Below are 24,335 nucleotides of genomic sequence, written 5' to 3' on the forward strand. Positions count from 1 at the left end.
AAGCACAACTACTGTTTTGTACTTTACAACTATATATCTATTATTCCAATATCTCTATAATTTTAACAGAGGCAAGAAGAAAACACCATAGAATTATGTAATTTACTCTATCTAAAAAAAGTCGAGCAAATCTGCCCGACTTTTTGTTCTAATTTTATATTTAGACTATTATATTAACGAACGGATAAACACTATAGCTATCGCAACTGGTCCAATGTACTTAACTAGGATCGACCAGAATGGAGCTAGTGAGAAGCTTACCTTTCCATCGTTTGTAGCTTCCTTGATGGCTTTGTCTGTACCCCAAACCCATCCAACAACGATACAAAGTAGAAGTCCACCTAAAGGTAATAGGATATTAGAAGCTACGAAATCTAATGAGTCAAAGAAGTTTCTATCTCCAATAAATTTAAGATGACTTAATGGTCCATTAGATAATGAGGCAATTATTCCAATAACAAACATCGCAAATCCTAGTCCAAATACAGCTACCTTACGATTAACTTTCCATTCATCAACAACGTATGCAACACATACTTCTAATAATGAAATTGATGATGATAATGCTGCAAATAACACTAAGAAGAAGAATAATATTGAAAATACTGTTCCAAGTGGCATTTGAGCAAATACTGCCGGTAAAGTTATGAATAAAAGTCCTGGTCCAGCTGATGGTTCAAATCCAAATGCAAATACTGCTGGCATAACTATAAGTCCTGCAAGAAGTGCTACACCTGTATCAATCAAAGGAATTATTGTTGAACTTTCAGGAATATTAGTATCCTTACTTAAGTAACTACCATAGGTAATCATACATCCCATACCTAAGCTTAGAGAGAAGAATACCTGTCCTAATGCATCAAGTATTATACCAGGGTTCTTGATAATTACATTAAAGTCAGGAACTAAAAGATATTTGATACCTTCCATTGCTCCTGGTAATGTCATAGCACGAAATGCAACTATAATTATCATTATAAATAAACCTGGCATTAAGATTTTACTTGACTTCTCGATACCTCCGCCGATACCACCAAGAACTATAACCATAGTCATAAGCATAAATATACCGTGATAAATTATTGGTTCAACTGTTCCACCAACCAAACTACCAAACATTCCACCTAAAGCTTCAGCATCAGCTACATTTATAACACCGGTAAATGATTTAATTATATAATTTATTACCCACCCACCAACTACACTGTAGAATGAAAGAATAATAAATCCTGCTAATACTCCTAGAGCACCAACCCATGACCATTTTTTACTTATCTTTCTGTATGCACCAATTGCGTTTAATTGAGTATGTCTACCTAATGATATTTCAGCTAACATCAACGTAAAACCAACAAGGAATAAAATTATAAAATATACAAGTACAAATGCTCCACCACCATTTTTCCCTGCCATATATGGGAATTTCCAAAGGTTCCCAAGACCTACGGCTGAACCTGAAGCAGCCAATATAAAGCCTATCTTGGAGCCCCATTGCTCTCTTTCATTATTTTGATTTAAGTTTGCCATTGTTTTCCTCCTCTGTTCTTAGTTTTAAACCCTTTAATCTTAATTCATCACCTCCTTAAATAGAGTTAAACAAAACATTTGTGCTAATTTTAAATACATAGATATTATTTTTCTTTTTAAAATATTTATACATTGTTATTTTGTTAACAGATTTTAAAGTATATTTTGAATTGTTTGACAATTCCTTTTTTCGGATAGTTAAATTATATTACAATAAGTTAATAATTTCAACAAAAATTATAAAGTTTAAATTTTTTTAATATTTAAACTTTTTTAATATTTTGTATTTTCTAATTATTTTGACGCAAAACCTTTATCTAATTAATTATATTTTTTATGTAATTTCATAAAATATCGCTGTTTATAAACTCCTACACTTGGACAAAATAAAAGCAAATATTTAAAGGAGTTGTTTTATATGGATATAAATAGAGTAAGACAAATCTTAAGCTCAGAAGATAAAATCACCGTTACCTATAACGGAAGGTCAATTTGGATAAATAGTGTTAATCCAATTAACGGACAGGCCTTTGTAAAGACCCTTGATGGGACTAATGAACATTATAAAGTTTCAATAAATGATTTGACAGAACAGTAGCTCAAAGCCATAAAAATACCCCCACCTGACCATATTTTTAGGTCAAACGGGGGTTTAATCTTTGGATTAGCTTTCAAACCATATTCTTATTTCTCTTTCAGCGGCCTCAGGATCCGATGAGCCGTGTACAGTATTGTATCTTATACTACTTGCATATGTTTTTCTAATTGTTCCTTCTTCAGCCTTTACAGGGTCTGTAGCTCCATTTATTTTTCTCACCCTTGAAATAGCTTCATCACCTTTTATAATTAGTGCCACTGCGTTCTTATCCTTTAAAGAAGCTATCAATTCTTCAAAAAAAGATTTTTCTCTATGCTCCTCATAATGTTCTTCCAAAATTCTTCTTGTTGGAGATATCATTTTAAGATTTTCAATATATAGTCCACTTTCTTCATATATGCCGATTATTTTTCCTATAATATTTCGTTCTACTGCGTCGGGCTTTATTAGTACTAGTGTCCTTTCCATGTAACCCCTCCTCTATAAAACTGAAATTTATAAAGATTATATCTGATTATCTTATTAATATATCTATAATAGTATCATTATCAGCTCCCTTTGGAATCATAAATATGCCATAACGAAGCTTTCTATCTACCTTTCTACCATATATTAATTTTCTAAATTGTTCCTTATCTTCTATTATTTTTTCCTCAAATAGATTATTTATTACTTTTTCGCTGGATTCGCCTTCTTTAATTACAAATTTTGTATATTCTTCAGCCTTAAAATCCTCTGAAGCTGTCTTTTCTACTATCTTATCTTTTTCAAGCTCATTTTTTGCTACATTTTCTGTAGAATCTTCTACCTTTGTATCATCATTTTGGAGATTTATATTTTGCTTTTCTATATTTTTTTCTACTTGCTCATTAAACTTATCATTCATTTCAAATATTTCATCTAATTCATACATGCCAAGTCCACGGGCTTTTTGTTTTATTTCTTCTTCAGTATATTCCACATACTTCACATTTGGACTTGCAAAAATTATAATTCCCCCTAAGGCTAAACCAATCCCGATACCAAGCAATAAATAGTAAATATGTACCTTGTTATTTTTTTTCATAGACTACTCCTTTTTACTGTAATTTGATTATTATCCTGGATTATTAACGAACAATCGGAGATAATGTATGATTATGTAGATTTTTATCCCTTACTTAATAATTGTACCAACTTATAAAAGAAAAATAAACTACTTATAATTGTAATTATTTATTAAATAATAAGTTTTGCCTACAAAATCTGGTTATATAGATTTTAGTTTAGCTCTATCTCAGACTCAATGATTGATTCATTATTTTCTCCAATTATCTCTACAGTGATCTTCTTCACCACAGTCTTAAAGACTTCGGTAAAGTTCTCAGTATCCTTTAGAGCCCTTGCAAACCCTTCATCACTATCGATCTTTCCAACTGTTAAGTGGGGCTTAAATTTTACGCTTTTTAGAAAATCTGGTTTAAATTCTTCTAATATATCTGTATAAAGTCTATTGTGAAGCTCTGATAATTCGTCTTTCCCCTTTATTACATTTAGAAACAAATAATTATCGCTTTCACCAGTTATTCCTTGAAGCTTTATTTCAAAGTGGTCTATACCTTTAATGTTTTTCTCAATATGTTCTCTTATCTTATCTGCTTTGATATCGCTTTCAAATGGAAAAACTAAGGTTATATGTGGCGCAACCTTATCCACTACTGGGTCATATTTTTCCCTTAGCTCTTTTATCTTCTCAGTGTTTTCAAATTCTGTAAATATTAATATACATCTATTTAACATTTTTCTCACATCCATTGTTTTATTATACTTATACCTATTTTTCGCTAAAATAATTATCTAAATTTTATATTAGAAAAATTCTTTTGTACAATATAAATTATTCTCTGCAAAAAAATAAATCACATTTTATTGCAAAAATAAAAACCCCTTATCTAACGCCGACTATTTGTAGAAGTTTTAAAACCATCTGCATGTTTTCAAACTTTCTATAAACAATCTAGCTTAAGAGGCAAGTTAATTATTATAGCTTACTAAAAAGAAAATCTAGTTCTGACCTAACACTCTCAATTAGTCCATTTATATCGGTGCTTTTTCTTCCCTTTAGATACATAAGTAATTTCCCATGTACGGAATAACTAATCAAATCACCTAGGATTTCGGCATCTTTCGGATTGGTCTCTTTCTTATAAGCATACTTTTCTATTTCATCATATAGCAGGACTCCAACAGAAGGCCTACGAAGTTCTTCTAGAACTTCCTTAGATGGCTTTCCTAAGTCCTCTACAAATATTAACTGAAACTGATTTGGATTTTTTGTAAAATATTCTACATAAGAGATTATCATTAACTCTATTCTTGCTCTATCATTAATAGTATTCTCACAATCAATCGAGTTCTCCAGTTTTTTTGTTATGTACTTATAGCAGTCATCTAGATAATCCAATATACAATAGTGAAGCAAAGTATTTAGATCTTTGAAATAATTATATATTGTAGCATATGAGTATCCAGCTAAGGCTCCTACCCTCCTTACGGATAGGCTTTGGATTCCATCTCTTTCGATAATTTCCTTAGCTGCTTCTATAAAGTAATTCATCATTCGTTTCTTCTGCATTTCCTTCTTATTCAACTGTACCATCCAATCTATTTATAGTATTGATAAATCCTTCAATGTTGTCTGTTTTTATATCTGAATAACTTTTAGTAGCCTTCGCAACAACCTTTAAAATGATCTTATCTAAAAGCCCCATCTTCTCTAGATTAACCTCATGACCAAAATGTTCTTTCACTAAAGCTTTATTAATAATCCACTCTGGATAGTTGGCCTTTATATATTCTAAAGCTTTTTCTCCTTCCTCTTTGCAGCACACAAATAGTCCTATTTTTTTATTCCCTAACTCTTCTTTATTATTTTCCATAAACTTAACTACTTTCTTCTGTATTCTTCCAGCATAAACAGAACCTCCTATTATAACAAGGTCGTACTCATTTAGGCTAATTGAATAATTGTCTTTTAGATTTACAATATCTGCTTCATTTTTTAAACCCTTTTTTACAAGTTCTCCACAACTTTTGGTTGTTCCATATTTTGAACTAAAAACGATTAACGTCTTCATAATCTACCTCCTAGCTATATTTCTTTCTCATAAACGCTTGCTAATAATGTTATGCTTAAGACAGATGATACTATAAATATTGTTGGAAATATTATTGCTTCACCTTTACTAATTTCTATTCCAGCTTTGATCTGTGCCAGTGCCATGGCTGAAACAGCCGCTGACAAGGTAACACTTTTTATAAGAAAAACAGAAGCAAGCAAATATCCCCACGGCCTGTTTCTTAACAATAAGACTGCTGAAAGTATTGCAATGGGAACAATTATGCCTACGTCTAAGGCCTGAATAACTAAGGTTGAATATGACTCTAATCCTACAGGTACAGCATTACTAATAAGGGATGGAATAATACGGCCCATCCACATAAGTAAGATAGTATTTCCTATAAAGATTGAAAATCCTGCAATAACTTTCTTTGGTAGTTTTTTTGGGAATCTATAGGATAATCCTTCTATGTCTATTGTCTGAAGAGTGAAAATAAAGGAAAACAGGCTGAGAGAAAACAGTATTACATAGACAATAAAAAGCTTGTTATAAGCAGCTAAAAATGCATATGATATATAGGTATATAGAAAATATCCAAGAGTTCCTGCAAGCAAGAGTTTCCCCTTTAATTTGTTATTTTTAAATAGCACTAATGCTATTATCATTAAAGGTAGACCAATAACCAATGTCACTATATCCTGTGCAATTGCCTGAGAGGCCATTGAAACAGAATCATACCTATATAAGCCACTGCCTTGAATTGGAACAGTCTCGCCTCTTAAGGTAGTAAATTCAAATTTATCTCCCTCTGTCTTTGAAAAAATCCCTATGGTAGAAGACAGTACTGCTAGAAAAATAATAATAATTGTAAAAATAATTATTGTCCTCTTTAATCCAATAATCTTTATCACTCCCTGGGAACTGATCATTCTTATAATAATATTACTTAAAAATACAAATTCCTATTCTTTCCTCTATTTATTTAACACCGTTAATTGTATTAACACTGTTAATTTTATCATTTTGTTGCGTTACTTTCAATAATTCACATTAGCTTTCCACAAAAAAGCTGCCTCATAAAGGCTTCTCATAAGTTCAGCACAGAATGTTTCATCTTAGTATCCCATCTCCAATTTATTAAGTATCTCCTTTACAATCTTTGTATTTTTTCTTAGCCCCTCTAAAAATTCATCCTTATCCATATTTCTGTATAAGTTTCTAAAGATAATTTTTGTCTTCCCAATATCTTCTTTGGCAATACATATAAGAAATATAAATTCAACCATTTCCTTTTTCCATTTGATAGGTTGTTTGAGGACTGTAAGGGCAATACAGGATTTTTTTACCTCGTTAGGCTCACCGTGAGGAATAGCAATTCCATTGCCAACCTCTGTTGCCATCATTTTTTCCCTTGTTATGACACTTCTCTTAAATCCCTTTTTAATATATTGCTTCTTTTCTAAGACCTTACACATATCACTTATAACTTGCTCATAATTTATAAACTTTTTACTTCTATAAAAAACCTCTTTTTTGACATATACCTCATTAATTCCCCTCGTTACAAGCCTCTTATTCCTTTGAACTATATATTCATCTACCTTTGCAATATCCTTCTTTCTAAATAGAGGGCATATGACTAAAACCTGTCTATCAATTTGGAGAGGTATTGTAGATATAATCAGCTCAGCCCTATCAAGCATATCGTTGGTTATTGATGTCGAAGAAACAATACCAATGATATCAATTTCTTTGAAACTTCTTTCAAGCCTTACAGATAATAGCTGTGATGTTCCTATTCCGCTATGGCACACCACTAAGGTTTTGATTTGCTTTCTATTTCTCTCTACGGCCGCTCCTAAATGAACTGCAATATAACCAATCTCTGATTCTGGAATTTTAACATCCAAATACTTCTCAAAGACTCTACTACACATCCAAGCGACACCAAATATATCTGGATAATTGGCCTTTATTTCATCTAAAATTGGATTTTTCAGTGTCATCCCATACTTCAACCGATTGATTGTAGGTCTTAAGTGTAGAACTAAACCATTTAAAAGTGCCTGGTCCTTTTCCAGCTCCATATTTAAGCCATTGCTGGCTATCTCTATAACCCTTTGGGCAATTTCTACTGCCAACTCCAACTCGTCAACATTTTCAAAAGCAATATTTAACCCCCATAGGTCTTTTTGATGCACCTTACTACCTAAAATATGAAGGGTAATGTAACCAATCTCAGATTCTGGAATCACAATATCAAAATCCTTTTCCATCTGATCACTCATATCCTTGGCACATTTAAATTCTTCAGTATCTTTAATATTTCTTAGAATTTCTTTAGATAAAATAATGTCCTTATTCTCTTTAATACGTTTCATAGATATTGCAATATGGATAATTAAGCTTATATATGCTTCCTGAGAGAATCTAAATTCTAGCTTATTCTCAACTTGATTCAAAATATCTTCTAGCTTTTTATAGTCAATATTAAAGAGTGATTTTAGCTGTGCTAAGGACTGGTAATCAATTCTTCCTTTATATTCTGGATATAGAAGTTCCTGAAGTTCCTCAACCTCCTTAACCTCCGAAATCAAATAAGAAATAGCCTTTCTATAATCCTCTTCGTCTCCTATTATCTCCATACCGTGGTTTCGTTTTTTTATCAGCTTTAAATTAAAGGGCTGTATCCATTCATCGATTAGTTTTAAATCCTTGTGAATTGTTGCAGTACAGACGTATAGCTCATCGGCGAGTTCACCCGAGGTCAAGCTTCCCGAATGCATAAACAGCCTTTTTAATATATAATTTTGTCTTGCTTCCTTAGAATAGGGCTGGATATAATTAAGATCCCTATTTATTGTTTGGAGCAGTTGTCTTTTATTTTCTTTAGGTCCATCAATGCTGGTTCCTACTCCAGTTTTTTTATTTAGTCTTAATCCTTCCCTTTCTATAAAATCCTGAAGCTTTTTCAAATCATTCCGTACAGTCTTATTAGACACTTGAAGCTCTAAAGCAATTTTATTTATGGTAATTGGCTTTTCACTTTCCAATAAAATCTTAGCAATTTTCATTATCCGATCCATAGTTCTTCACCTCCATGGATAAAAGAGAAAAACTAGATTCTACTTATTTCTCATAACTGAATTACCAGCATCTAATCAATTACTATTCTCCAATACTATTTGGATATATATAATCATTTGCCTTTATTTATATGTTCAACAATTTTATCTAAAAGAGGTCCTGTTTTTTTAATAACGTCGCCGATGGATACACTGACAACTGGTATCCCCTTAAATCGCTCTCTTCCCTTTATAGCCATATCTTTAGTCAATATTACAACGTCTGTTCCTTCTAAATCCTTTTTAGTAATTTCGTTTTCTATACCGATTGAACCTTGAGTTTCTACCTTTATATCAAAACCCTTTGCCTTAGCTTCCTTTTCTAAGGCCTCGGCAGCCATGTAGGTATGGGCAATGCCCGTTGGACATGCAGTTACAGCTAATATTTTCATTCTCATCTCCCCTTTATTCCTATTGTGGTAATATTTTATTTTCTAAATATTAAATATATTCCTTTTTTCTTTCCATTATCTCTTATAAACAATGTATAGTAAGAATCTATAAGTATCTCAATATTGTGGTAAAAATTCGTTTAAGGCTAGCTCCTGTGATAGAGCTAGCCTTAGACTGTTGACAAAGCAGAATTTCTTCGTTGTTTCCTCAACCAAGAACCCTTGCGTATGTCTGTATACGCTGCGGTCTCTTAGTTTCAGCACGCCTCGAACTTCAGATTTCTCAACAGCCTATCATCTTGTTGACTTTGTCAACAATCTGAGGCTAGCTCCTTTGATGGAGCTAGCCTTTATTAAAAATTAGAATTCTATACTTATCTCATCGGAGTCTTCTTCTATCTTTTCTTCATGTACTTCCTTTTTCAATGCATTAACCATAAGTACTGTTACTGCAATACCTACTAATACAGCAACTATAAACATTCCTTTATTATCCACTACTGGTAGAACTATTGGGCCTCCATGGGGTGCATGGTCTCCTACCTTTCCTATGGCGGCTACAGCTGCGCCAATAGCAGATCCTACCATTATAGAAGGTATAACCCTTATTGGGTCTGCGGCTGCAAAGGGAATCGCTCCTTCAGTAATACCTATAAGTCCCATGGCGATGGCACCCTTACCTGCTTCTTTCTCAGCTTCAGTATATTTGCTTGGTTTTAACAGTGCTGCAACTCCCATTGCTAATGGAGGTATACAGATTGCTACTGCTACTGGTCCCATTACTGTATATACACCTTCACCAATCATTGCTGCACCAAACATAAATGCAACTTTGTTTACAGGTCCACCCATATCAAATGCAATCATTGCGCCCATTATTATGGCAAGAAATACTGCATTTCCTGTACTCATGCTTCTTAATCCCTCTGTCATTGAATCCATTAAGCTACTTATTGGTGTTCCAATTATATACATTACGATAGCTACAATTGCGGTGGTAACTAAAGGTATTACGAAAATCGGCATTACTGGCTTTAATTGCTTCGGAACATTCCATGATTTTACCCATCTAGCTGTATAACCAGCTATAAAACCTGCAATGATACCTCCTAAAAATCCAGCTCCTATTTCATTTGCTAGGGCCCCTCCAACGAGTCCAGGAGCTATACCTGGTCTATCGGCAATACCAAAGGCAATAAATCCAGCTAGTACAGGTACCATAAGTCCAAAGGCTTTTACACCAACATCTAACATCTTCTGTAAAAATGGATTAGTTACATTTGCTCCTGTTCCTGCCTCTACTCCGCTAAGTGCAATAGATAGGGCAATCAAAACTCCACCTATTACGACAATTGGGATCATATAGGACACCCCTGTCATAAGATAGGTCCTCAGTTTCTTTACCTCACCCTTCATTTAATAATCCCCCTTCAACTTATTATATTCCCAGGAACATTACCCCTTCACAAGTTATAGTCAAAATAAGTCCTAAATACATACCTAAGCAAAAGTTTTACAGTCATAATTACTTTGCAAAGAGAATGTTCTTTCCTGAGGAAATTTTATATCTAATCTCTATTTTTACTTCTAAGTTTTAAGACCTTTAACCAACAGCGCTTTCTATTACATTTATTAAAAGTTCCTCATCATCAGTTTCTTTAAGCTGTTTTATAAATCCCTTATCCATTAGTTTTCTTGATAGAGATGCTAGTATCTTTAGATGCTGGTTTGATGACTCCTGTGGTACGGCGATTAGAAATACAATATTTACTGGTTCTCCATCGAGTGACTGCCACTCAATACCTTGTTTTATCCTTCCTAGGGCTAAACTCGGAACCTTTACTGCATTACTTTTCCCATGGGGTATACCTATACCAAATCCAATACCTGTAGAAGATAAACGCTCTCTCTCCATAACTGCCTTTATATACGCTTCCTTATCATTAAGTCTCCCACATCTGTCCATTAATTCCGCCATGGCTTCAATCACTTCTTCTATACTAATACAATTTAGATTCAAATCTATGAGATTTATGTCAATAATTTTGTCCATAACAGCTCACTCCATTCCAGTCTTTTTCTATTCTCCCCCTTTGTTATCTTAATCATATCACGTTTAAATCTAGTGCATATTGCCGCCTATTGCCAGATTGATGTGGTAATAGTAAGGTTTTTAGTTCTAAGTCTTAAATTCGAAACCTTTACTTTTTAAAAAGTAAAAACTCCTTTCCAGCTTTTTTGCTGGAAAGGAGTTGATTTTATCTCAAGTATTTTGTGTGGGAGATGCGAAGTGCTGAACTCGTAGAAAAATTTACCTTTTCAGTTTTACACTTCGCACATAGGACAACAAAATAGTCTTGATGACAAACATTATATTATTATTCCCAATTAACTTTTATAACTATAGACTGTAAAATTTTATAAACGAAGGTGGACTCTAAGTCTTCCTTTTGGTGATTTTTATGAATCTGTTTTAACCTTTATTTTTCAATTTAAAACAGGTTCATAGCATGAGCCAAAAGGATTCTCAGTGGCCACCTGAGTAGGTTAAACCTCTCTATTATGCACCTATATTAATTCATCTAATGATTCTTTTAGATCTGTGATTATATCCGCTGAGCTTTCCAGCCCAACTGATAATCTTACTAATCCATCCGTTATTCCAGCTTCAAGTCTTTCCTCTCTTTCGTATGGTGAGTGAGTCATTGAAGCAGGATGTTGAATTAGTGTTTCAGCATCTCCAAGACTTACTGCTAATTTACACATTTTTAAAGAATTCATTAATTTCTTTCCTTCTTCTAGTCCACCCTTTAGCTCAAATGCTATTATTGCACCTGGTAAACTCATTTGCTCTCTAGCTAACTCATATTGTTCAAAGCTTTTTAACCCTGGATAGTATACCTTTTCAATGGCAGGATGGCCTTCTAGGAATTCTGCTACATCCATAGCATTCTTACAGTGCTTTTCCATCCTTACCTCTAGAGTTTTCATACCTCTTAATATCAAGTATGCATCGAATGGTCCTAAGGAAGCTCCTGTCATATCCTTAACACCAAATAATCTTACCTGATCAACAAACTCCTTAGAGCCTACTACAAAACCTGCAATAACATCTCCATGACCATTTAAATATTTAGTAGCTGAATGGATAATTATATCTGCTCCCATCTCTAGTGGTCTTTGAATATATGGAGTAGCAAAGGTATTGTCTACCATTACTAGGCAGTCTTCCTTTTCATGGGCTATCTCTGCTATAGCACTTATATCTGTGATTTTTAACGTTGGATTAGCTGGGGTTTCAAGGTATATTAGCTTTGTATTTTCTCTCATTGCTTCCCTAACGTTTTCTGGATTACTTACATCTACAAAGGTAACTTCAACTCCAAATCTTGTAATTCCATGACTTAGGTATGCATGGGTACAACCATAGATAGCATCCGCTGAAATAACATGGTCTCCAGCCTTTAGAGCAGTCCAAAAAGCAGATGTTATTGCTCCCATCCCTGAGCTCATAGACATAGCTGCTTCTCCACCTTCTAATATAGCTATCTTTTCCTCTAGTTGCATATTAGTTGGGTTTCCAAGTCTTGTATATATAAATCCTTCCTCTTCTAGAGCGAAACGCTTTCCACCCTGCTCTGCTGACTCGAATACAAATGTAGACGTCTGATAAATCGGTGTAGCTAATGCACCAGTCGTTGGGTCTGTCTTATTTCCACCATGTATAGCCTTAGTTGCAAAACCTTTATTTTGTAAAGCTTCCCTTTTCATATGAAACTCCTCCTTTTATTTATCCAATATATTATGCTCATATATTAAGCAATTTACATGCCAAGCTTACTACATTGGAAATGCTTGCTAACAAATTCTAACTTTTAATGTTTGGTTACATAATGAACCACTTATCACGAAAACGTAAAGAAAAGTTTCCATTCGGAAACTTTTCTTTACACTAATTTAAATTATATTTATTAATCTTATTTATCATAGTGGTGTGGGAAACTCCTAATTTTTTCGCAGCCTTCCTGATACTTTTACTATCTTGTAAAACCTCCTGTATCACCTTTATCTCAACTCTTTCAACAATGTCTTTTAGCCTATCACCGCTATTAAATATCCGGTTATTAGATTTAAAGTCTATAGCCTTTCTAGAATCCACTACTATATCATCTCTATTTAAAATACTTCCACTACAAAGAAGCATAGATCTTTCAATAACATTTTTAAGCTCCCTAACGTTACCTTTCCATTCATAATTCATGAGATGCTTTAAAAATTCAGAATCTGCATGCTTTATATTCTTTCCTAGCTTTACATTTAATTCATTTATAAAGTAGTTCACTAAATGAGGAATATCTTCGATTCTCTCCTTTAATGTGGGAATATATATGGGCATAACATTTAGCCTATAATATAAGTCCCTTCTAAATTCATTATTTTCTATCATTTTTTCTAGGTCTCTATTGGTGGCTCCTATTATCCTTACATCTACCTGTTCTTCTTCTGTACCTCCAATTTTTCTTATGGTTCCATCCTGGAGAACCCTTAGGAGCTTTGCCTGCATAGTCATAGATAGTTCTCCTACTTCATCAAGAAATAGTGTTCCTCCATTTGCTACCTTAAAAAGTCCTTCTTTCCCAGTTAGAGCTCCTGTGAAGCTTCCCCTTTCAAACCCAAACAATTCACTTTCTATTAGATTATCCGGTAGTGCCGCACAATTTAATATAACAAATTTCTTGTTATTTCTATCGCTTAGCTTATAGATTGCCTTAGCAAATAGTTCTTTTCCAGTTCCACTTTCCCCCCTTAGAAGAATAGTAGAACTGCTTTTTGCAACGGCTAAAATCATTTTCTTCACCTTGTCAATCTTAGGACTGTTCCCTATGATTTCCCTAAAGGCTCCCTCATCACTTTGTAATACGGCATTGGCAATCTTCATTGCATCATCAAAGTCTTTTATTGAAATAACGAATCCATGAATTTTATTATCGTCATCGCTTATGGCCTTAAGGGAAACTAAATACAGGTTCTCTCCCTTATCATTTTTTATTTTCAGTTTGACATTTTCAAACTCTTGGCCTTCTTCAATAAGCTCTATTATATTGGGTTTATCATAAAATAACGTCCTTATGTCTTGTCCCAATATTTTATCCTTCTTCATATTGAAATATTGTTCACAATAGTAATTGAATATTTCAATCTCAAAACTCTTATTAACAGCTATTATCCCTTTATCAACGGAATCTATAGTTGCGAAGAGCTTTTTTTCATTTATTTCATAGCTGAGAAGCTTGGTTTCCTCTATTGAAATAATCCCATCAACTCTGTAAAGTTCTTCTAAAAGAATCCCCTTAAGCTTACTGTCTATCATTTTAAACTTAACACAGAATTTATTAGGAAATACCTCTAAGGAATCAATACTTAGATCATTCTTATAGAAAACCTCTAAAACCTTATATGTCATACCCACTCTATCCTGAGTAGTTATCTCAAGTCTATTAAATTTTTTCATATACTTCACCCAACTTAAGCTTTTTTCTTATTCTATACCACTATCTAATCTACATGCAAGAATTTCCTTCTAGATATTAGTTTTTTTGAAAAGAATAGTAAGTTTGTAGATCTTGGTACTATATTATGGAAAAATATGTCTTGACATTTTAAGATTACATCTGTAAACTTAGTTTTGTGATTACATATGTAAACGTAATGTTTCATGAAAAGAAAATATTAAGGAGGTACTTTTATGCCTAGTCCTAAGATTTCAGAATCCGAATGGGAAATAATGAAGATTATATGGGGTGACAATCCCATAACTTCAGAAAAAATAATAGATTTTTTACGTGGGAAGGTTCCATGGACTGAGCAAACCATAAAGACATTTATAAACCGTCTAGTAAAAAAAGAAGCTATTGGATTCAAAAAGTCAGGACGTCGATATCAATATTACCCACTGATTTCTAAAGAAGAATGTATAAAGGAAGAAAGTAAGTCCTTCTTCAATAGAGTATTTAATGGTGCTTTAGGAATGATGCTATCTAATTTTATAGAAGAAGCCCATCTATCGGATGAAGAAATAGATAATCTTAAAAGAATACTTGAAGAAAAGAAGAGTGGAAAGGACAAGTAGTAATCGTAAATAGCCAATATTTTATAATCATACCAGGTAAAAGAAAGGGGGATTAGATATGGATATAATTTGGGGGCTTTTTTCATTGGTCTTAAATTCTTCACTGGAAGCAAGTATAGTAGCACTATTGATTCTGTTAATAAAGAATCTTTTCCGCAATGCCATTAATGCTAGACTTCACTATCTTTTATGGTTTTTAGTGTTGATACGTCTGCTTATACCCTTTCTTCCCGAAAGTAATTTAAGTCTATTTAATATTTTTCAGCCTGCAGCACTAAGTAGTGAATTGGACTTTGAAAAAAGTACTCCATATCAGCCAAACTACTTTATAGATATAAGTAGAGAGCTATCTGAGGGAGAATTATATGAAAATCCACTAGCTGATATATATGACAAAAATAATGGAGAAAGCTTATTGAAGCAGGGTAAAAACACATATTTCATGGTGTTGTCTCTAACTTGGTTTATAGGCTTCCTTTGTATGATTTTACTAGTATTCCAATCTCTAGTTAGAATCAAATTAAAAACTAAGCATTTTAATAGAGTAGCCGACAAAGATATTCTAAGGTCATTGAATGAATGTAGAAAAAAGCTAGGGATACATAAGGAGGTTCCTATCTATACCGGATACTATTTTAAGAGTCCCTGTACCTATGGTATGCTTAGGCCATGTATCTATTATCCCCAGAATATGATCACAAACACTAATTCCCGTAAGCTTTACCATATACTTCTCCACGAACTAGGCCACTACAAAAGAAATGATCACCTTGGCAACCTGTTGGGAATTCTAGCATTATCTATACATTGGTTCAATCCTATTGTATGGATATGTATAAAAAGGATGCGTATGGATAGAGAGTTTGCATGTGATTCATACGTCTTAGAGGTTATCGGAGAGGAAGGGGCTATATCCTATGGAAGGACTATAATAGAATCCTTAGAAAACTTCTCCTTCACTAAACCCCAGACTAATCTATTGTTTTTTTATGAACAAAATAATCAATTCGAAAGGAGAATAAAGATGATTAGAAACTTCAAAAAAGGCTCCTACAAAATATCGTTAGTTACCATAATCCTCTTTACTATTATAGGATCCGTTATCCTTACTAATGCCGTTACCCACGAGTATGATAAAAACGATGTTATCCAAAATCCTTCTACGGAAACCGCCAATACTCCAGCTGAATCTATATACAAAGATAAGACCATCGTTATTGATCCTGGTCATGGAGGTCTAGATCCTGGAGCACTTAATCCTAACCTTGAACTGGAAGAAAAAGAAGTCGTTTTAGATGTATCATTAAAACTGAAAGAACTTCTTGAAGATAAAGGCTTTAAAGTACATATAACTCGTGAAGATGATAAGTATATTAAATTACAAGAAAGAGCTACTTTTGCAAATGAGCTTAAGGCCGATGCCTTTGTAAGTATCCATGTAAATGCCAGTTCTAAAAGTGATAGTGATGGAGTTCAAGCCTTTTATTCTCGGGGTGATGATAGGGACAATAAAACACTTGCAGCAACAGTAAAGAACTCTCTAGTTAAAAAACTAGAAGCATCTGATCAAGGAATAATTGAAAGACCTAAGCTAATTGTTCTTAGGGATACAAAAATGCCTGCTATTATATTATCTATAGGCTTTTTAACAAATCCAAAGGAGGCAAAACTTCTAAAAGATGATAACTATAGAGAACGCTGCGCCGAAGGTGCATATAATGGGATAATTGAATACTTTAATAGGGTGTTGGTGAAATAAATCTTGATAGGTCAACATTGCTTTCTCAGTTACGAGGCCTCAGGGTGGAATAACTACAGTTAAATGAAACATCCCCTTACTACACTTTCGCTAACTACCATCAAGTTGATATAAGTAAAGTATGACTTCATTCTAACTTTTATCTATTAGATTATAAAAAAATGTGGGTGTCTCAGAATGGCGAATTTCTACGTTATTTGAAATTCACTTATTCTGAAGCATCCCGGGGCAGAACTCATAAGAAGTCTTTATGAGTCAGCCCATTCATACTAATTTACTAATTAGTACTTATAGAATTGCTCTCTTATTGACATCATATCTTTAATGATTCTATCTACTTTAAGAACCATTTCCCTCATGCTACCTGCTCCAAAAAGAGGATAAAATTGTTGTATCCGATAACAGCGAACAATGATCTCCAAATAATCCTCCTCAATTTCTTTTACATTTTTCTCTGTAAGAGATTTAATGACTTTTGAATCAAGTCTATACGTACTTTGTCTTCTTTCTCTTTAGGTAAATTTGGATCTCCAACAGGATGAGGAATAGCTATTGCTCCTACAATTCTTACAGCTCCTACTGTTTCGGATATAGGCGTTACAGTACATATATGGGCTGCTGGTATTCCTGCCTTTTCTATTTCTTTTACAATCGTTGCACCGCAACGAGTACAAGTACCTCAGGTGCTTGTTAAGATTACTCCTTCAACTCCCTCGTTTAATAATTCTTGCCCTATTTCTTCCCCCATCCTTGTAGCATCAGCTACAGATGTCGAATTTCCTGTTGTTGAAACAAAATACTCGTATAGGCTTCCTATTTCACCTCCCTTTTCTAACCCTCTTAGTAAATCTACTGGTACAATTCTATTTGGATTATGATTTGCGTATACAGGATCGAAACCTGCATGAACTGATTCATATACACCTTCCTCAAGAGCATCAATTCCTGATATGTCGTATTTTTTATAGAACTTTGCTGTAGCCGCAGGTAAACGATGTGGATTTCCCATAGGCACAACACCACCGGTTGTCACAACTGCAATTTTTGCTTGCTTTAAATCTTTAATAGGATCAGCAGGCTCGATGGATTGGTAGGTTGGTATTGGTACTTCTGATATATATGGTTTATCATTTAATTTTGTAACCAGCATATCTAAAGCCCTCTCAGCTCCTGTTTTTTCCTTAAATACATTTACTCTTATTCCCTTAGGTATATATCCTTCCTCTTCTGGTAATCCAATCTTTTCGTCATTTATTAGTTTGGTCGCCAACCTTGCTATAGCAGGAATCGCTTTCCTTATGGCAGCAGCTGATTTTCCTGTTTCGACAATATAGGTTTTATCCTTATACATATCTACTGCTGGATTTTCAATATACAGTCCAGTAATAGCTGGTATCTTTAATTTTTCTTCTACCGCAGAACACAAATCACCACATGCTATTCCAAATCTTCCTGCATTGAATGCTGGTCCCGCAATAAATAAGTCAGGTTTTATTTTCTCTACTTCCTTCAATATGATTTCTTTTGCTTTCTCCATATTCTCAGCATAATAGTTATCCCCGCAAATAATAGTAGCTACAATTTCTGCTTCTTCTATTTTGCCTATTAAAAGGTTTGCCGGTCCTATAGCCCCTTCTTTTACTTCTGGAGTTATACCAGCCTTTTCTTCCCCTCCAATCTGCCCAAAAAATTGATTAGTATAAAATAAAATTTTCTTCAACGCTCTTCCCCCCTTATCTATATTGTTACTGCACTTAGCTTGTTATAACCTTGTAGATTATGACTTCCCATGATTCCATGTATCTCTATAACTAAGCCTCCATCTTCTTGTATGGATCCTGCAAATCCACCCGTCACATTTTCAATAGCCTTTAGCTCACCTAATACCTTTTCCATAGGCGGTAACTTAATAGTTGCATTGCTATTTCCTGTAGAAATTATTGCATCTGCTTTAATAGTTCCATCTGGCAAGGATTCTGATTTACCATCAACTCCTGCATCTTCATTACTAATTAATACCGTCTTTATCCCTTTATTCTCTAATTTTTCACAGATCATCATTAAGTCCGTTGTGGGATTTCCAAAGCCCTCTTGTGATTGAATAACACCATCGGCTCCAAGCATCTCTACCATTCTCGTCGTTAATACAACATTTCTTAGCTTATCATCTAAGGTAGTCATTAGCGGATTCAGCACTACACCTATGAAATTAATTTCTTTACCATCTCTTTTAAAGCATTCTTTTATAATCGCATTGTTTTGATGATGAAAGGTTGTTGTCTTTGATCCTGGTGAGACACAATTCCCACTGACAATGGCCCCGTCTATAACTTCTAATGGTGAAACGATAGTTGGCAACATTTTCTTAGAGTCTTTTCCATAAAAGTAAGTATCATGTAAAAGTCCTTGGCTCATACATTGATAAACATATACTACCTTTGGAAGTTCAGGGTTCTTTCGAACTTTTTCATATACGTTATCCCAAGTAAATTCTTCTACTTCATCATGTCCGCAATCTAATACTTGTTTTGCAATAAAGTGAGCAGCCTTGATTCCTGCTATTCTCACTGTTTCTTCATGTTCATGGGGTTCTACCCCATCTTCTTTAATAATATGAATAACAATATTGTTCAAATGCGCAAATGGCGTATACTCTGTTAATGGGCCACTCATATCTATAATTCCTTCTTGGAATCCTACGATAGGCCCTGTAGTTACAACGGCACATCCCTTTAGTGCATAGGTAATCCCATATCCTACCTCTTCTATTTTCCCATCTACTCCTGGAAATGCTTCTCCTGCAAGTTTTGCTCTTGGTTCAATTACATCCTTTACTGGTATAATCCTTATAGATTCGCCAGGTCTTGCAAGGTCAATTTTAACTTCTTTGATCCTGTTGTCTTTCTTCAGAAGCGTTATAACCTCTTTTTTATTTATATACAGGACACCATCCGAAACCCTTGTTTCGGAGCCAAATTGAATATCACAGATGTTAATTTTTCTTAGTTCTAACTCCATACTGATTCCTCCTAGTTAATTTTTCATTTTTGTATAGTGCAAAAGTGATGCCAACAAAATATTATAATTTATTGTTTTGTTTAAAGCCAGTTATTTTGTAGAATTACAGCTTCTATTAAATATTCGTGCTCCATACTTTGCCTGATATTCAGCAAACTCATTGCCTAATTTTCGGCAAAAAAAAGGAGTGTCTCAGAATGGCGAATTTCTGCGTTATTTGAAATGTTCACCGACTTGGCACGTACGTTAGTACTAGCCAAACCGTTGAAATTTCAAAACCTTGAACTTCACTCATTCTGAAACACCCCGGGGCTTAGCTCATGAGAAACCTTTATGAGACAGCCCCACTTGCTATCAATCTATTTTAATATTGTATTTTGAAACTCTATACTGTAGAGTTTGCCTTGGGATATTCAGTAATTTTGCAGCTTTAGAAACATTTCCTTCAGCCTTCTTAATAGCTTTTTTGATCATTTTCTTCTCTACCATCTCCATTACATCATTTAGAGGCTGTATCTCTTCAGTTTCTTCGTAAAAATTAGTATTCTCATTGTTATCACTTAAGTATATGGGAAGGTGCTTTATTTCAATTTTTTCTTCCTTTCCAATATTCATAGCCCCTTCAATAATATGCTGTAATTCCCTTACATTTCCCGGCCAATCGTATTTATAAAAAAGATCCATTGCTTCTTTGCTAACCCCTTGTATTGACTTTTTTAATAGAACATTATATCTTTTAATAAAATAATTTACTAGTAAATCAACATCTTCTTTTCTATCTCTTAGTGGGGTAAGTCTAATGCTCATAACACTTAATCGATAAAAAATATCTTTTCTAATATATTGATTTTTGATAGCTTCTTTAGGATCTATATTCATTGCTGCAATTACTCGGACATCTACCTTTCTTTCTTCATTGCTGCCTATGCGTCTTACCACTCCGTTTTGCAAAACTCTAAGTAATTTTGCCTGTAGATTCATAGGCATGGAATTAATCTCGTCCAGGAACAAAGTTCCTCCATCGGCCTCTTCAAACAGGCCCTTTTTATTAACTGCTCCTGTAAATGCCCCCTTTACAGAACCAAATAATATTGATTCAAATAAATTTTCCGGTAATGCGGCACAGTTTTGAGCAATAAATGGCTTATTTCTTCTATTACTATAATTATGTATAGCCTGTACAAATAATTCTTTTCCTGTTCCCGTCTCACCATAAACTAAAATAGATGAGGGGCTATCTGCCATCATCTTAGCCTTTTCAATACTTTCTATCATTTCATCGTTTTTTGTTATGATGTCTTCAAATGAAAATTGAAGAGTTTTATTATTTTCTTTATTCAAATTTCCTACAGAATGGAGTTTAATTTTTTGAAATTGATCATATTCTTCAGATAAATCCTGTATACTTGTTATGTCCTTCGTAATTTCTATAGCGCCTAATACCTTTCCTCTTTTGATAATTGGCAGGGTCAGATTTCGAGATTGGATTAATCTACCTGTATAATCATAAAATGCTTGTCTTTTTTTATATACGGTAACACCTTTTTTTAAACATTCAACAATTGTGCTTTTCTCTGTTAAAATACTTGGATAAACTTCTAAAAAATTTTTATTTATAATATTATTGTTATATTCTTTTTCCTTAGAATCCTCTTCAAATCGGGGATTATAGCGAACTGAGTATACAATTTTACCTGCATTGTCAACAATCATGATTCCATCAACATAATCTATATCAATATCCCTCATATTTTCACCAAACATACAATGCCTCCCCCTTTTATCTTTTATAATGAGTTTTTTAAATTATAAATGATTTTATAAAGTTAGACAAATTTTTGTCTATTTCATTGTATCACTTCCTCAAGGCTCTGTATATCCTACATAAAAATACACTTGAAATAGATTTTAATCTATTCCAAGTGTATTTTTATTAAACAATTGATATGCACATTTATTTTTTATACCTTTTACATAACTCTCCTCTAATATCTTCAAGATCTACATTCCTATCTGCAAGTAAAACTAATAAATGATAAATAAGGTCAGAAACTTCATATACAATTTCTTCTTTATCATCATTTTTGGAAGCAATTATAACCTCACTGGTTTCTTCTCCAACCTTTTTAAGTATCTTATCTATACCCTTTTCAAATAGATATTTTGTATATGATCCCTCTACAGGCTCTTCTTTTCTATTTAGAATTCTTTCATAAAGCAAATCAAATACCTTTGATTCTTCTGTCTCCTTTGTCTCCTCTTCCAATATGGCACTGTAAAAACAACTATTTTCCCCTGTATGACATGTTGGTCCCATTGGCTTTACTGCAATCAATAATGTATCTTGGTCACAATCGTATTTGATTCCCTTTACCACGTGGAAGTTCCCCGATGTCTCTCCCTTGTTCCATAGTTGTTGTCTGCTTCTACTAAAAAACCAAGTTCTTTTTGTCTCAAGGGTAAGCTTCAATGATTCTGAGTTCATATATCCAAGCATTAGAACTTCTTTACTATCATAATCCTGTATTATTGCAGGAATCAATCCCTTTTCATCGTATTTTAGGCTATCTATATCTATCATTTAAAAATCTCTCCTGACTTCAATTCCGTTATTATAGAGATATTCCTTAAGCTTCACTATTTCAATTTCCTTGTAATGAAATACCGATGCTGCCAATGCTGCATCAGCCTTACCTGCCTTTAAAACCTCTAGGAAGTGTTCTCTATTTCCTGCCCCTCCGGAAGCAACAACAGGTATATTTACTGCTTCTGAAATTTTCTTTGTTATTTTTGTACTATAACCATTCTTAACTCCATCGGAATCTATAGAATTAAGTACTATTTCCCCAGCACCAAGTTCCTGGCCCTTTAAAGCCCACTCTAATGCATTTAATCCTGTATTTATTCTCCCACCATTAATGTATACATCCCAATCGTCACCATTTCTTTTTACGTCCATTGAAAGTACCACACATTGACTTCCAAACTTAAGGGCTGCCTCTGTTATAAGCTCTGGTCTTTTAACGGCGGCTGAGTTTATTGACACCTTATCAGCTCCTGCCCTAAGTACCTTGGTAAAATCATCTATAGTTCTTATTCCACCGCCTATGGCAAAGGGAATGTTTATATTTTCTGCTGTTCTTTCAACTACATCGATGAAAATATCTCTATTTTCATTGGAAGCAGTTATATCATAAAAAACTAGTTCGTCCGCTCCATTGTCGGAATAAAACTTAGCGAGCTCTACAGGATCTGCAACATCCTTTATATCCTTAAATTTTTTCCCCTTTACAACCCTTCCCTTATCAACATCAAGACATGGAATTATTCTTTTAGCAAGCATATTGCACCTCCTATAGTTCCCCTAGAGTAACTTTTCCCTCATAGAGGGCCTTACCTACAATCGCCCCATAAAGGTTCATTCTTTCTACTTCTTCTACATCTTCCTTTTTTCCTATTCCACCAGATGCAATGATATCTATATCAACATTTTCCTTCAATCTTTTAAGTTCATAAAAATTTGGACCTATCATGGTACCATCCTTAGAAATGTCGGTATAAACGATGGTCTTTACACCTTTTTGTTGAAGCTCCTTTGCAAAATCTATTGCTTCTATTTCACTACTATTTGTCCAGCCATCTACACAGACGTATCCATCCTTGGCATCTATCGATACTACTACCTTTTCACCAAGATTCTCCACAAGTTCTTCAACAAAACCTTTTTTCTTTATTGCAGAGGTACCAACAATTATTCTTTCTACTCCTAAAGCTAATATTTCCTTAGCTCTTTCTAAAGTTCTAATCCCTCCACCAACCTGTATTGGAATATCTACGGACTCAACTATTTCTCTAATTAAATCTTTATTTACGAGTTCTCCTGTCAGTGCTCCATCTAAATCTACTATATGTAGGTACTTTGCACCTTCTTTTCTCCATTTTTCAGCTACAAGGGTTGGGTCATTATTATATACAGTTTCTTTATCGTATTTACCTTGATACAGCCTTACACATTTCCCACCTCTAATATCTATCGCCGGAAAGATTATCACCCTATCATCTCCTTTATATTCTCTAGCAGCTTCATTCCTGTTTTACCGCTCTTTTCAGGGTGAAATTGCATTCCCACTATATTATTCTTCCTTACAACGGCAGGTACCCTCACTCCGTAATCCGTCCAGAAAACTACATCCTCTTCATTACCTGGTTTTAAATAATATGAATGAACGAAATATACATATTCACCTTCTGTTATATCCTTTGCTATTTCATCTTCTCTAGCTTTAATAAGACCGTTCCATCCCATATGTGGAACCTTTAAATCGCTTTCAAATAAATCTCCTTCAAATCTAACTATGTCACCCTCTAAAAGACCAAGACCCTCCCACTGACCATCTTCATAGCCATTTTCAAATAAAAGCTGCATACCTAGACAGATTCCAAATATAAGCTTTCCACTCCTCACATTTTCCTTTATGCAGTCTACTAGATCATATTTTTTAAGGTTATCCATGGCATCCTTAAAGGCACCAACCCCGGGGAGGATTATTGTAGAACTCTTATTTATCACTTCCTTGTCGGCAGTTACTACAACGTCTAGGTCTAGGCTTTTAAAGGCCTTATATACATTTTTTATGTTTCCAACTTCATAATCTATAATTGCTATCATATTAATCACCTCTTTA

General features: G+C 33.9%; 24 protein-coding genes. 3 read left to right on the forward strand and 21 right to left on the reverse strand.

The window, feature by feature from the left end; genetic code table 11:
• Window positions 1-168 precede the first annotated feature (168 nt).
• On the reverse strand, window positions 169-1,527 hold the full coding sequence (locus tag R9X47_RS11010) for a sodium-dependent transporter (RefSeq protein ID WP_432666866.1): 1,359 nt from the start codon (window positions 1,525-1,527) through the stop codon (window positions 169-171).
• 418 nt (window positions 1,528-1,945) lie between these two features.
• On the opposite strand from R9X47_RS11010, the gene R9X47_RS11015 reads away from it, so the two are divergent.
• Window positions 1,946-2,125, forward strand: a complete 180-nt coding sequence (locus tag R9X47_RS11015; RefSeq protein WP_432666867.1) for an H-type small acid-soluble spore protein — start codon at window positions 1,946-1,948, stop codon at window positions 2,123-2,125.
• A 66-nt stretch (window positions 2,126-2,191) separates the two neighbouring features.
• Here R9X47_RS11015 and ndk read toward each other — a convergent pair whose 3' ends face one another.
• The 12 genes from ndk to R9X47_RS11075 all read right to left on the reverse strand — a co-directional run bounded on the left by ndk (window position 2,192) and on the right by R9X47_RS11075 (window position 14,255).
• Window positions 2,192-2,593 carry a nucleoside-diphosphate kinase gene (gene ndk, locus R9X47_RS11020; RefSeq protein WP_432666868.1) on the reverse strand — a complete coding sequence of 134 codons (402 nt, stop codon included), beginning with the start codon at window positions 2,591-2,593 and terminating at the stop codon, window positions 2,192-2,194.
• Between the two features lie 46 nt (window positions 2,594-2,639).
• Window positions 2,640-3,191: a hypothetical protein gene (locus R9X47_RS11025; protein ID WP_432666869.1), complete on the reverse strand. Its 552-nt coding sequence runs from the start codon at window positions 3,189-3,191 to the stop codon at window positions 2,640-2,642.
• Window positions 3,192-3,385: 194 nt separating this feature from the next.
• On the reverse strand, window positions 3,386-3,904 hold the full coding sequence (locus R9X47_RS11030) for a 2'-5' RNA ligase family protein (RefSeq protein WP_432666870.1): 519 nt from the start codon (window positions 3,902-3,904) through the stop codon (window positions 3,386-3,388).
• A gap of 241 nt (window positions 3,905-4,145) precedes the next feature.
• Window positions 4,146-4,754: a TetR/AcrR family transcriptional regulator gene (locus R9X47_RS11035; RefSeq protein ID WP_432666871.1), complete on the reverse strand. Its 609-nt coding sequence runs from the start codon at window positions 4,752-4,754 to the stop codon at window positions 4,146-4,148.
• Window positions 4,747-5,241, reverse strand: a complete 495-nt coding sequence (locus R9X47_RS11040) for a flavodoxin domain-containing protein (protein ID WP_432666873.1) — start codon at window positions 5,239-5,241, stop codon at window positions 4,747-4,749. The genes R9X47_RS11035 and R9X47_RS11040 overlap by 8 nt, the downstream gene beginning before the upstream one ends.
• Before the next feature lie 14 nt (window positions 5,242-5,255).
• Entirely contained in the window at window positions 5,256-6,137 is an 882-nt protein-coding gene (locus tag R9X47_RS11045; protein ID WP_432666874.1) for a hypothetical protein, read from the reverse strand.
• A gap of 204 nt (window positions 6,138-6,341) precedes the next feature.
• On the reverse strand, window positions 6,342-8,312 hold the full coding sequence (locus R9X47_RS11050) for a BglG family transcription antiterminator (protein WP_432666875.1): 1,971 nt from the start codon (window positions 8,310-8,312) through the stop codon (window positions 6,342-6,344).
• A gap of 113 nt (window positions 8,313-8,425) precedes the next feature.
• A complete protein-coding gene (locus R9X47_RS11055; protein ID WP_432666876.1) occupies window positions 8,426-8,743 on the reverse strand; it encodes a PTS fructose-like transporter subunit IIB in 318 nt (105 codons plus the stop codon).
• Between the two features lie 360 nt (window positions 8,744-9,103).
• The gene (locus R9X47_RS11060) at window positions 9,104-10,159 is read right to left on the reverse strand and encodes a PTS fructose transporter subunit IIC (protein ID WP_432666877.1); all 1,056 of its coding nucleotides are present in this window, start codon (window positions 10,157-10,159) and stop codon (window positions 9,104-9,106) included.
• A gap of 187 nt (window positions 10,160-10,346) precedes the next feature.
• On the reverse strand, window positions 10,347-10,796 hold the full coding sequence (locus R9X47_RS11065) for a PTS sugar transporter subunit IIA (RefSeq protein WP_432666878.1): 450 nt from the start codon (window positions 10,794-10,796) through the stop codon (window positions 10,347-10,349).
• 515 nt (window positions 10,797-11,311) lie between these two features.
• The gene (megL, locus tag R9X47_RS11070) at window positions 11,312-12,514 is read right to left on the reverse strand and encodes a methionine gamma-lyase (protein ID WP_432666879.1); all 1,203 of its coding nucleotides are present in this window, start codon (window positions 12,512-12,514) and stop codon (window positions 11,312-11,314) included.
• Window positions 12,515-12,695: 181 nt separating this feature from the next.
• The gene (locus tag R9X47_RS11075; protein WP_432666880.1) at window positions 12,696-14,255 is read right to left on the reverse strand and encodes a sigma 54-interacting transcriptional regulator; all 1,560 of its coding nucleotides are present in this window, start codon (window positions 14,253-14,255) and stop codon (window positions 12,696-12,698) included.
• 234 nt (window positions 14,256-14,489) lie between these two features.
• Here R9X47_RS11075 and R9X47_RS11080 point away from each other — a divergent pair, with 234 nt between their 5' ends.
• Entirely contained in the window at window positions 14,490-14,873 is a 384-nt protein-coding gene (locus tag R9X47_RS11080; protein WP_432666881.1) for a BlaI/MecI/CopY family transcriptional regulator, read from the forward strand.
• Window positions 14,874-14,931: 58 nt separating this feature from the next.
• A complete protein-coding gene (locus R9X47_RS11085; protein ID WP_432666882.1) occupies window positions 14,932-16,632 on the forward strand; it encodes a M56 family metallopeptidase in 1,701 nt (566 codons plus the stop codon).
• Between the two features lie 281 nt (window positions 16,633-16,913).
• Here the strand turns inward: R9X47_RS11085 and R9X47_RS11090 are convergent, their stop codons facing one another.
• The 8 genes from R9X47_RS11090 to hisH all read right to left on the reverse strand — a co-directional run bounded on the left by R9X47_RS11090 (window position 16,914) and on the right by hisH (window position 24,319).
• Window positions 16,914-17,054, reverse strand: coding sequence for a hypothetical protein (locus R9X47_RS11090; RefSeq protein WP_432666883.1), 141 nt, complete (start codon window positions 17,052-17,054; stop codon window positions 16,914-16,916).
• A gap of 20 nt (window positions 17,055-17,074) precedes the next feature.
• Window positions 17,075-18,352 carry a glycine/betaine/sarcosine/D-proline family reductase selenoprotein B gene (locus R9X47_RS11095; RefSeq protein ID WP_432666884.1) on the reverse strand — a complete coding sequence of 426 codons (1,278 nt, stop codon included), beginning with the start codon at window positions 18,350-18,352 and terminating at the stop codon, window positions 17,075-17,077.
• Window positions 18,353-18,369: 17 nt separating this feature from the next.
• Window positions 18,370-19,650, reverse strand: coding sequence for a glycine/sarcosine/betaine reductase component B subunit (locus R9X47_RS11100; RefSeq protein WP_432666885.1), 1,281 nt, complete (start codon window positions 19,648-19,650; stop codon window positions 18,370-18,372).
• 354 nt (window positions 19,651-20,004) lie between these two features.
• The gene (locus R9X47_RS11105; protein WP_432666886.1) at window positions 20,005-21,414 is read right to left on the reverse strand and encodes a sigma-54 interaction domain-containing protein; all 1,410 of its coding nucleotides are present in this window, start codon (window positions 21,412-21,414) and stop codon (window positions 20,005-20,007) included.
• 190 nt (window positions 21,415-21,604) lie between these two features.
• Window positions 21,605-22,231 carry a bifunctional phosphoribosyl-AMP cyclohydrolase/phosphoribosyl-ATP diphosphatase HisIE gene (hisIE, locus tag R9X47_RS11110; protein ID WP_432666887.1) on the reverse strand — a complete coding sequence of 209 codons (627 nt, stop codon included), beginning with the start codon at window positions 22,229-22,231 and terminating at the stop codon, window positions 21,605-21,607.
• Window positions 22,232-22,993, reverse strand: coding sequence for an imidazole glycerol phosphate synthase subunit HisF (gene hisF, locus R9X47_RS11115; RefSeq protein ID WP_432666888.1), 762 nt, complete (start codon window positions 22,991-22,993; stop codon window positions 22,232-22,234). It abuts the gene before it with no gap.
• 10 nt (window positions 22,994-23,003) lie between these two features.
• On the reverse strand, window positions 23,004-23,702 hold the full coding sequence (gene hisA / locus R9X47_RS11120) for a 1-(5-phosphoribosyl)-5-[(5-phosphoribosylamino)methylideneamino]imidazole-4-carboxamide isomerase (protein ID WP_432666889.1): 699 nt from the start codon (window positions 23,700-23,702) through the stop codon (window positions 23,004-23,006).
• A complete protein-coding gene (hisH, locus tag R9X47_RS11125; RefSeq protein ID WP_432666890.1) occupies window positions 23,699-24,319 on the reverse strand; it encodes an imidazole glycerol phosphate synthase subunit HisH in 621 nt (206 codons plus the stop codon). The genes hisA and hisH overlap by 4 nt, the downstream gene beginning before the upstream one ends.
• Window positions 24,320-24,335 lie beyond the last annotated feature (16 nt).

The organism is Wukongibacter baidiensis, assembly GCF_050888315.1.
In the GTDB taxonomy this organism is placed as follows: Bacteria; Bacillota; Clostridia; order Peptostreptococcales; family Caminicellaceae; genus Wukongibacter; species Wukongibacter baidiensis.

Bases quoted from the DNA above. Each gene is read 5' to 3' on its own strand.
- R9X47_RS11010 (WP_432666866.1), bottom strand. From the start codon at position 1,527: ATGGCAAACTTAAATCAAAATAATGAAAGAGAGCAATGGGGCTCCAAG.
- R9X47_RS11015 (WP_432666867.1), top strand. From the start codon at position 1,946: ATGGATATAAATAGAGTAAGACAAATCTTAAGCTCAGAAGATAAAATC.
- ndk (WP_432666868.1), bottom strand. From the start codon at position 2,593: ATGGAAAGGACACTAGTACTAATAAAGCCCGACGCAGTAGAACGAAAT.
- R9X47_RS11025 (WP_432666869.1), bottom strand. From the start codon at position 3,191: ATGAAAAAAAATAACAAGGTACATATTTACTATTTATTGCTTGGTATC.
- R9X47_RS11030 (WP_432666870.1), bottom strand. From the start codon at position 3,904: ATGTTAAATAGATGTATATTAATATTTACAGAATTTGAAAACACTGAG.
- R9X47_RS11040 (WP_432666873.1), bottom strand. From the start codon at position 5,241: ATGAAGACGTTAATCGTTTTTAGTTCAAAATATGGAACAACCAAAAGT.
- R9X47_RS11050 (WP_432666875.1), bottom strand. From the start codon at position 8,312: ATGGATCGGATAATGAAAATTGCTAAGATTTTATTGGAAAGTGAAAAG.
- R9X47_RS11055 (WP_432666876.1), bottom strand. From the start codon at position 8,743: ATGAAAATATTAGCTGTAACTGCATGTCCAACGGGCATTGCCCATACC.
- R9X47_RS11060 (WP_432666877.1), bottom strand. From the start codon at position 10,159: ATGAAGGGTGAGGTAAAGAAACTGAGGACCTATCTTATGACAGGGGTG.
- R9X47_RS11065 (WP_432666878.1), bottom strand. From the start codon at position 10,796: ATGGACAAAATTATTGACATAAATCTCATAGATTTGAATCTAAATTGT.
- megL (WP_432666879.1), bottom strand. From the start codon at position 12,514: ATGAAAAGGGAAGCTTTACAAAATAAAGGTTTTGCAACTAAGGCTATA.
- R9X47_RS11075 (WP_432666880.1), bottom strand. From the start codon at position 14,255: ATGAAAAAATTTAATAGACTTGAGATAACTACTCAGGATAGAGTGGGT.
- R9X47_RS11080 (WP_432666881.1), top strand. From the start codon at position 14,490: ATGCCTAGTCCTAAGATTTCAGAATCCGAATGGGAAATAATGAAGATT.
- R9X47_RS11085 (WP_432666882.1), top strand. From the start codon at position 14,932: ATGGATATAATTTGGGGGCTTTTTTCATTGGTCTTAAATTCTTCACTG.
- R9X47_RS11100 (WP_432666885.1), bottom strand. From the start codon at position 19,650: ATGGAGTTAGAACTAAGAAAAATTAACATCTGTGATATTCAATTTGGC.
- R9X47_RS11105 (WP_432666886.1), bottom strand. From the start codon at position 21,414: ATGTTTGGTGAAAATATGAGGGATATTGATATAGATTATGTTGATGGA.
- hisIE (WP_432666887.1), bottom strand. From the start codon at position 22,231: ATGATAGATATAGATAGCCTAAAATACGATGAAAAGGGATTGATTCCT.
- hisF (WP_432666888.1), bottom strand. From the start codon at position 22,993: ATGCTTGCTAAAAGAATAATTCCATGTCTTGATGTTGATAAGGGAAGG.
- hisH (WP_432666890.1), bottom strand. From the start codon at position 24,319: ATGATAGCAATTATAGATTATGAAGTTGGAAACATAAAAAATGTATAT.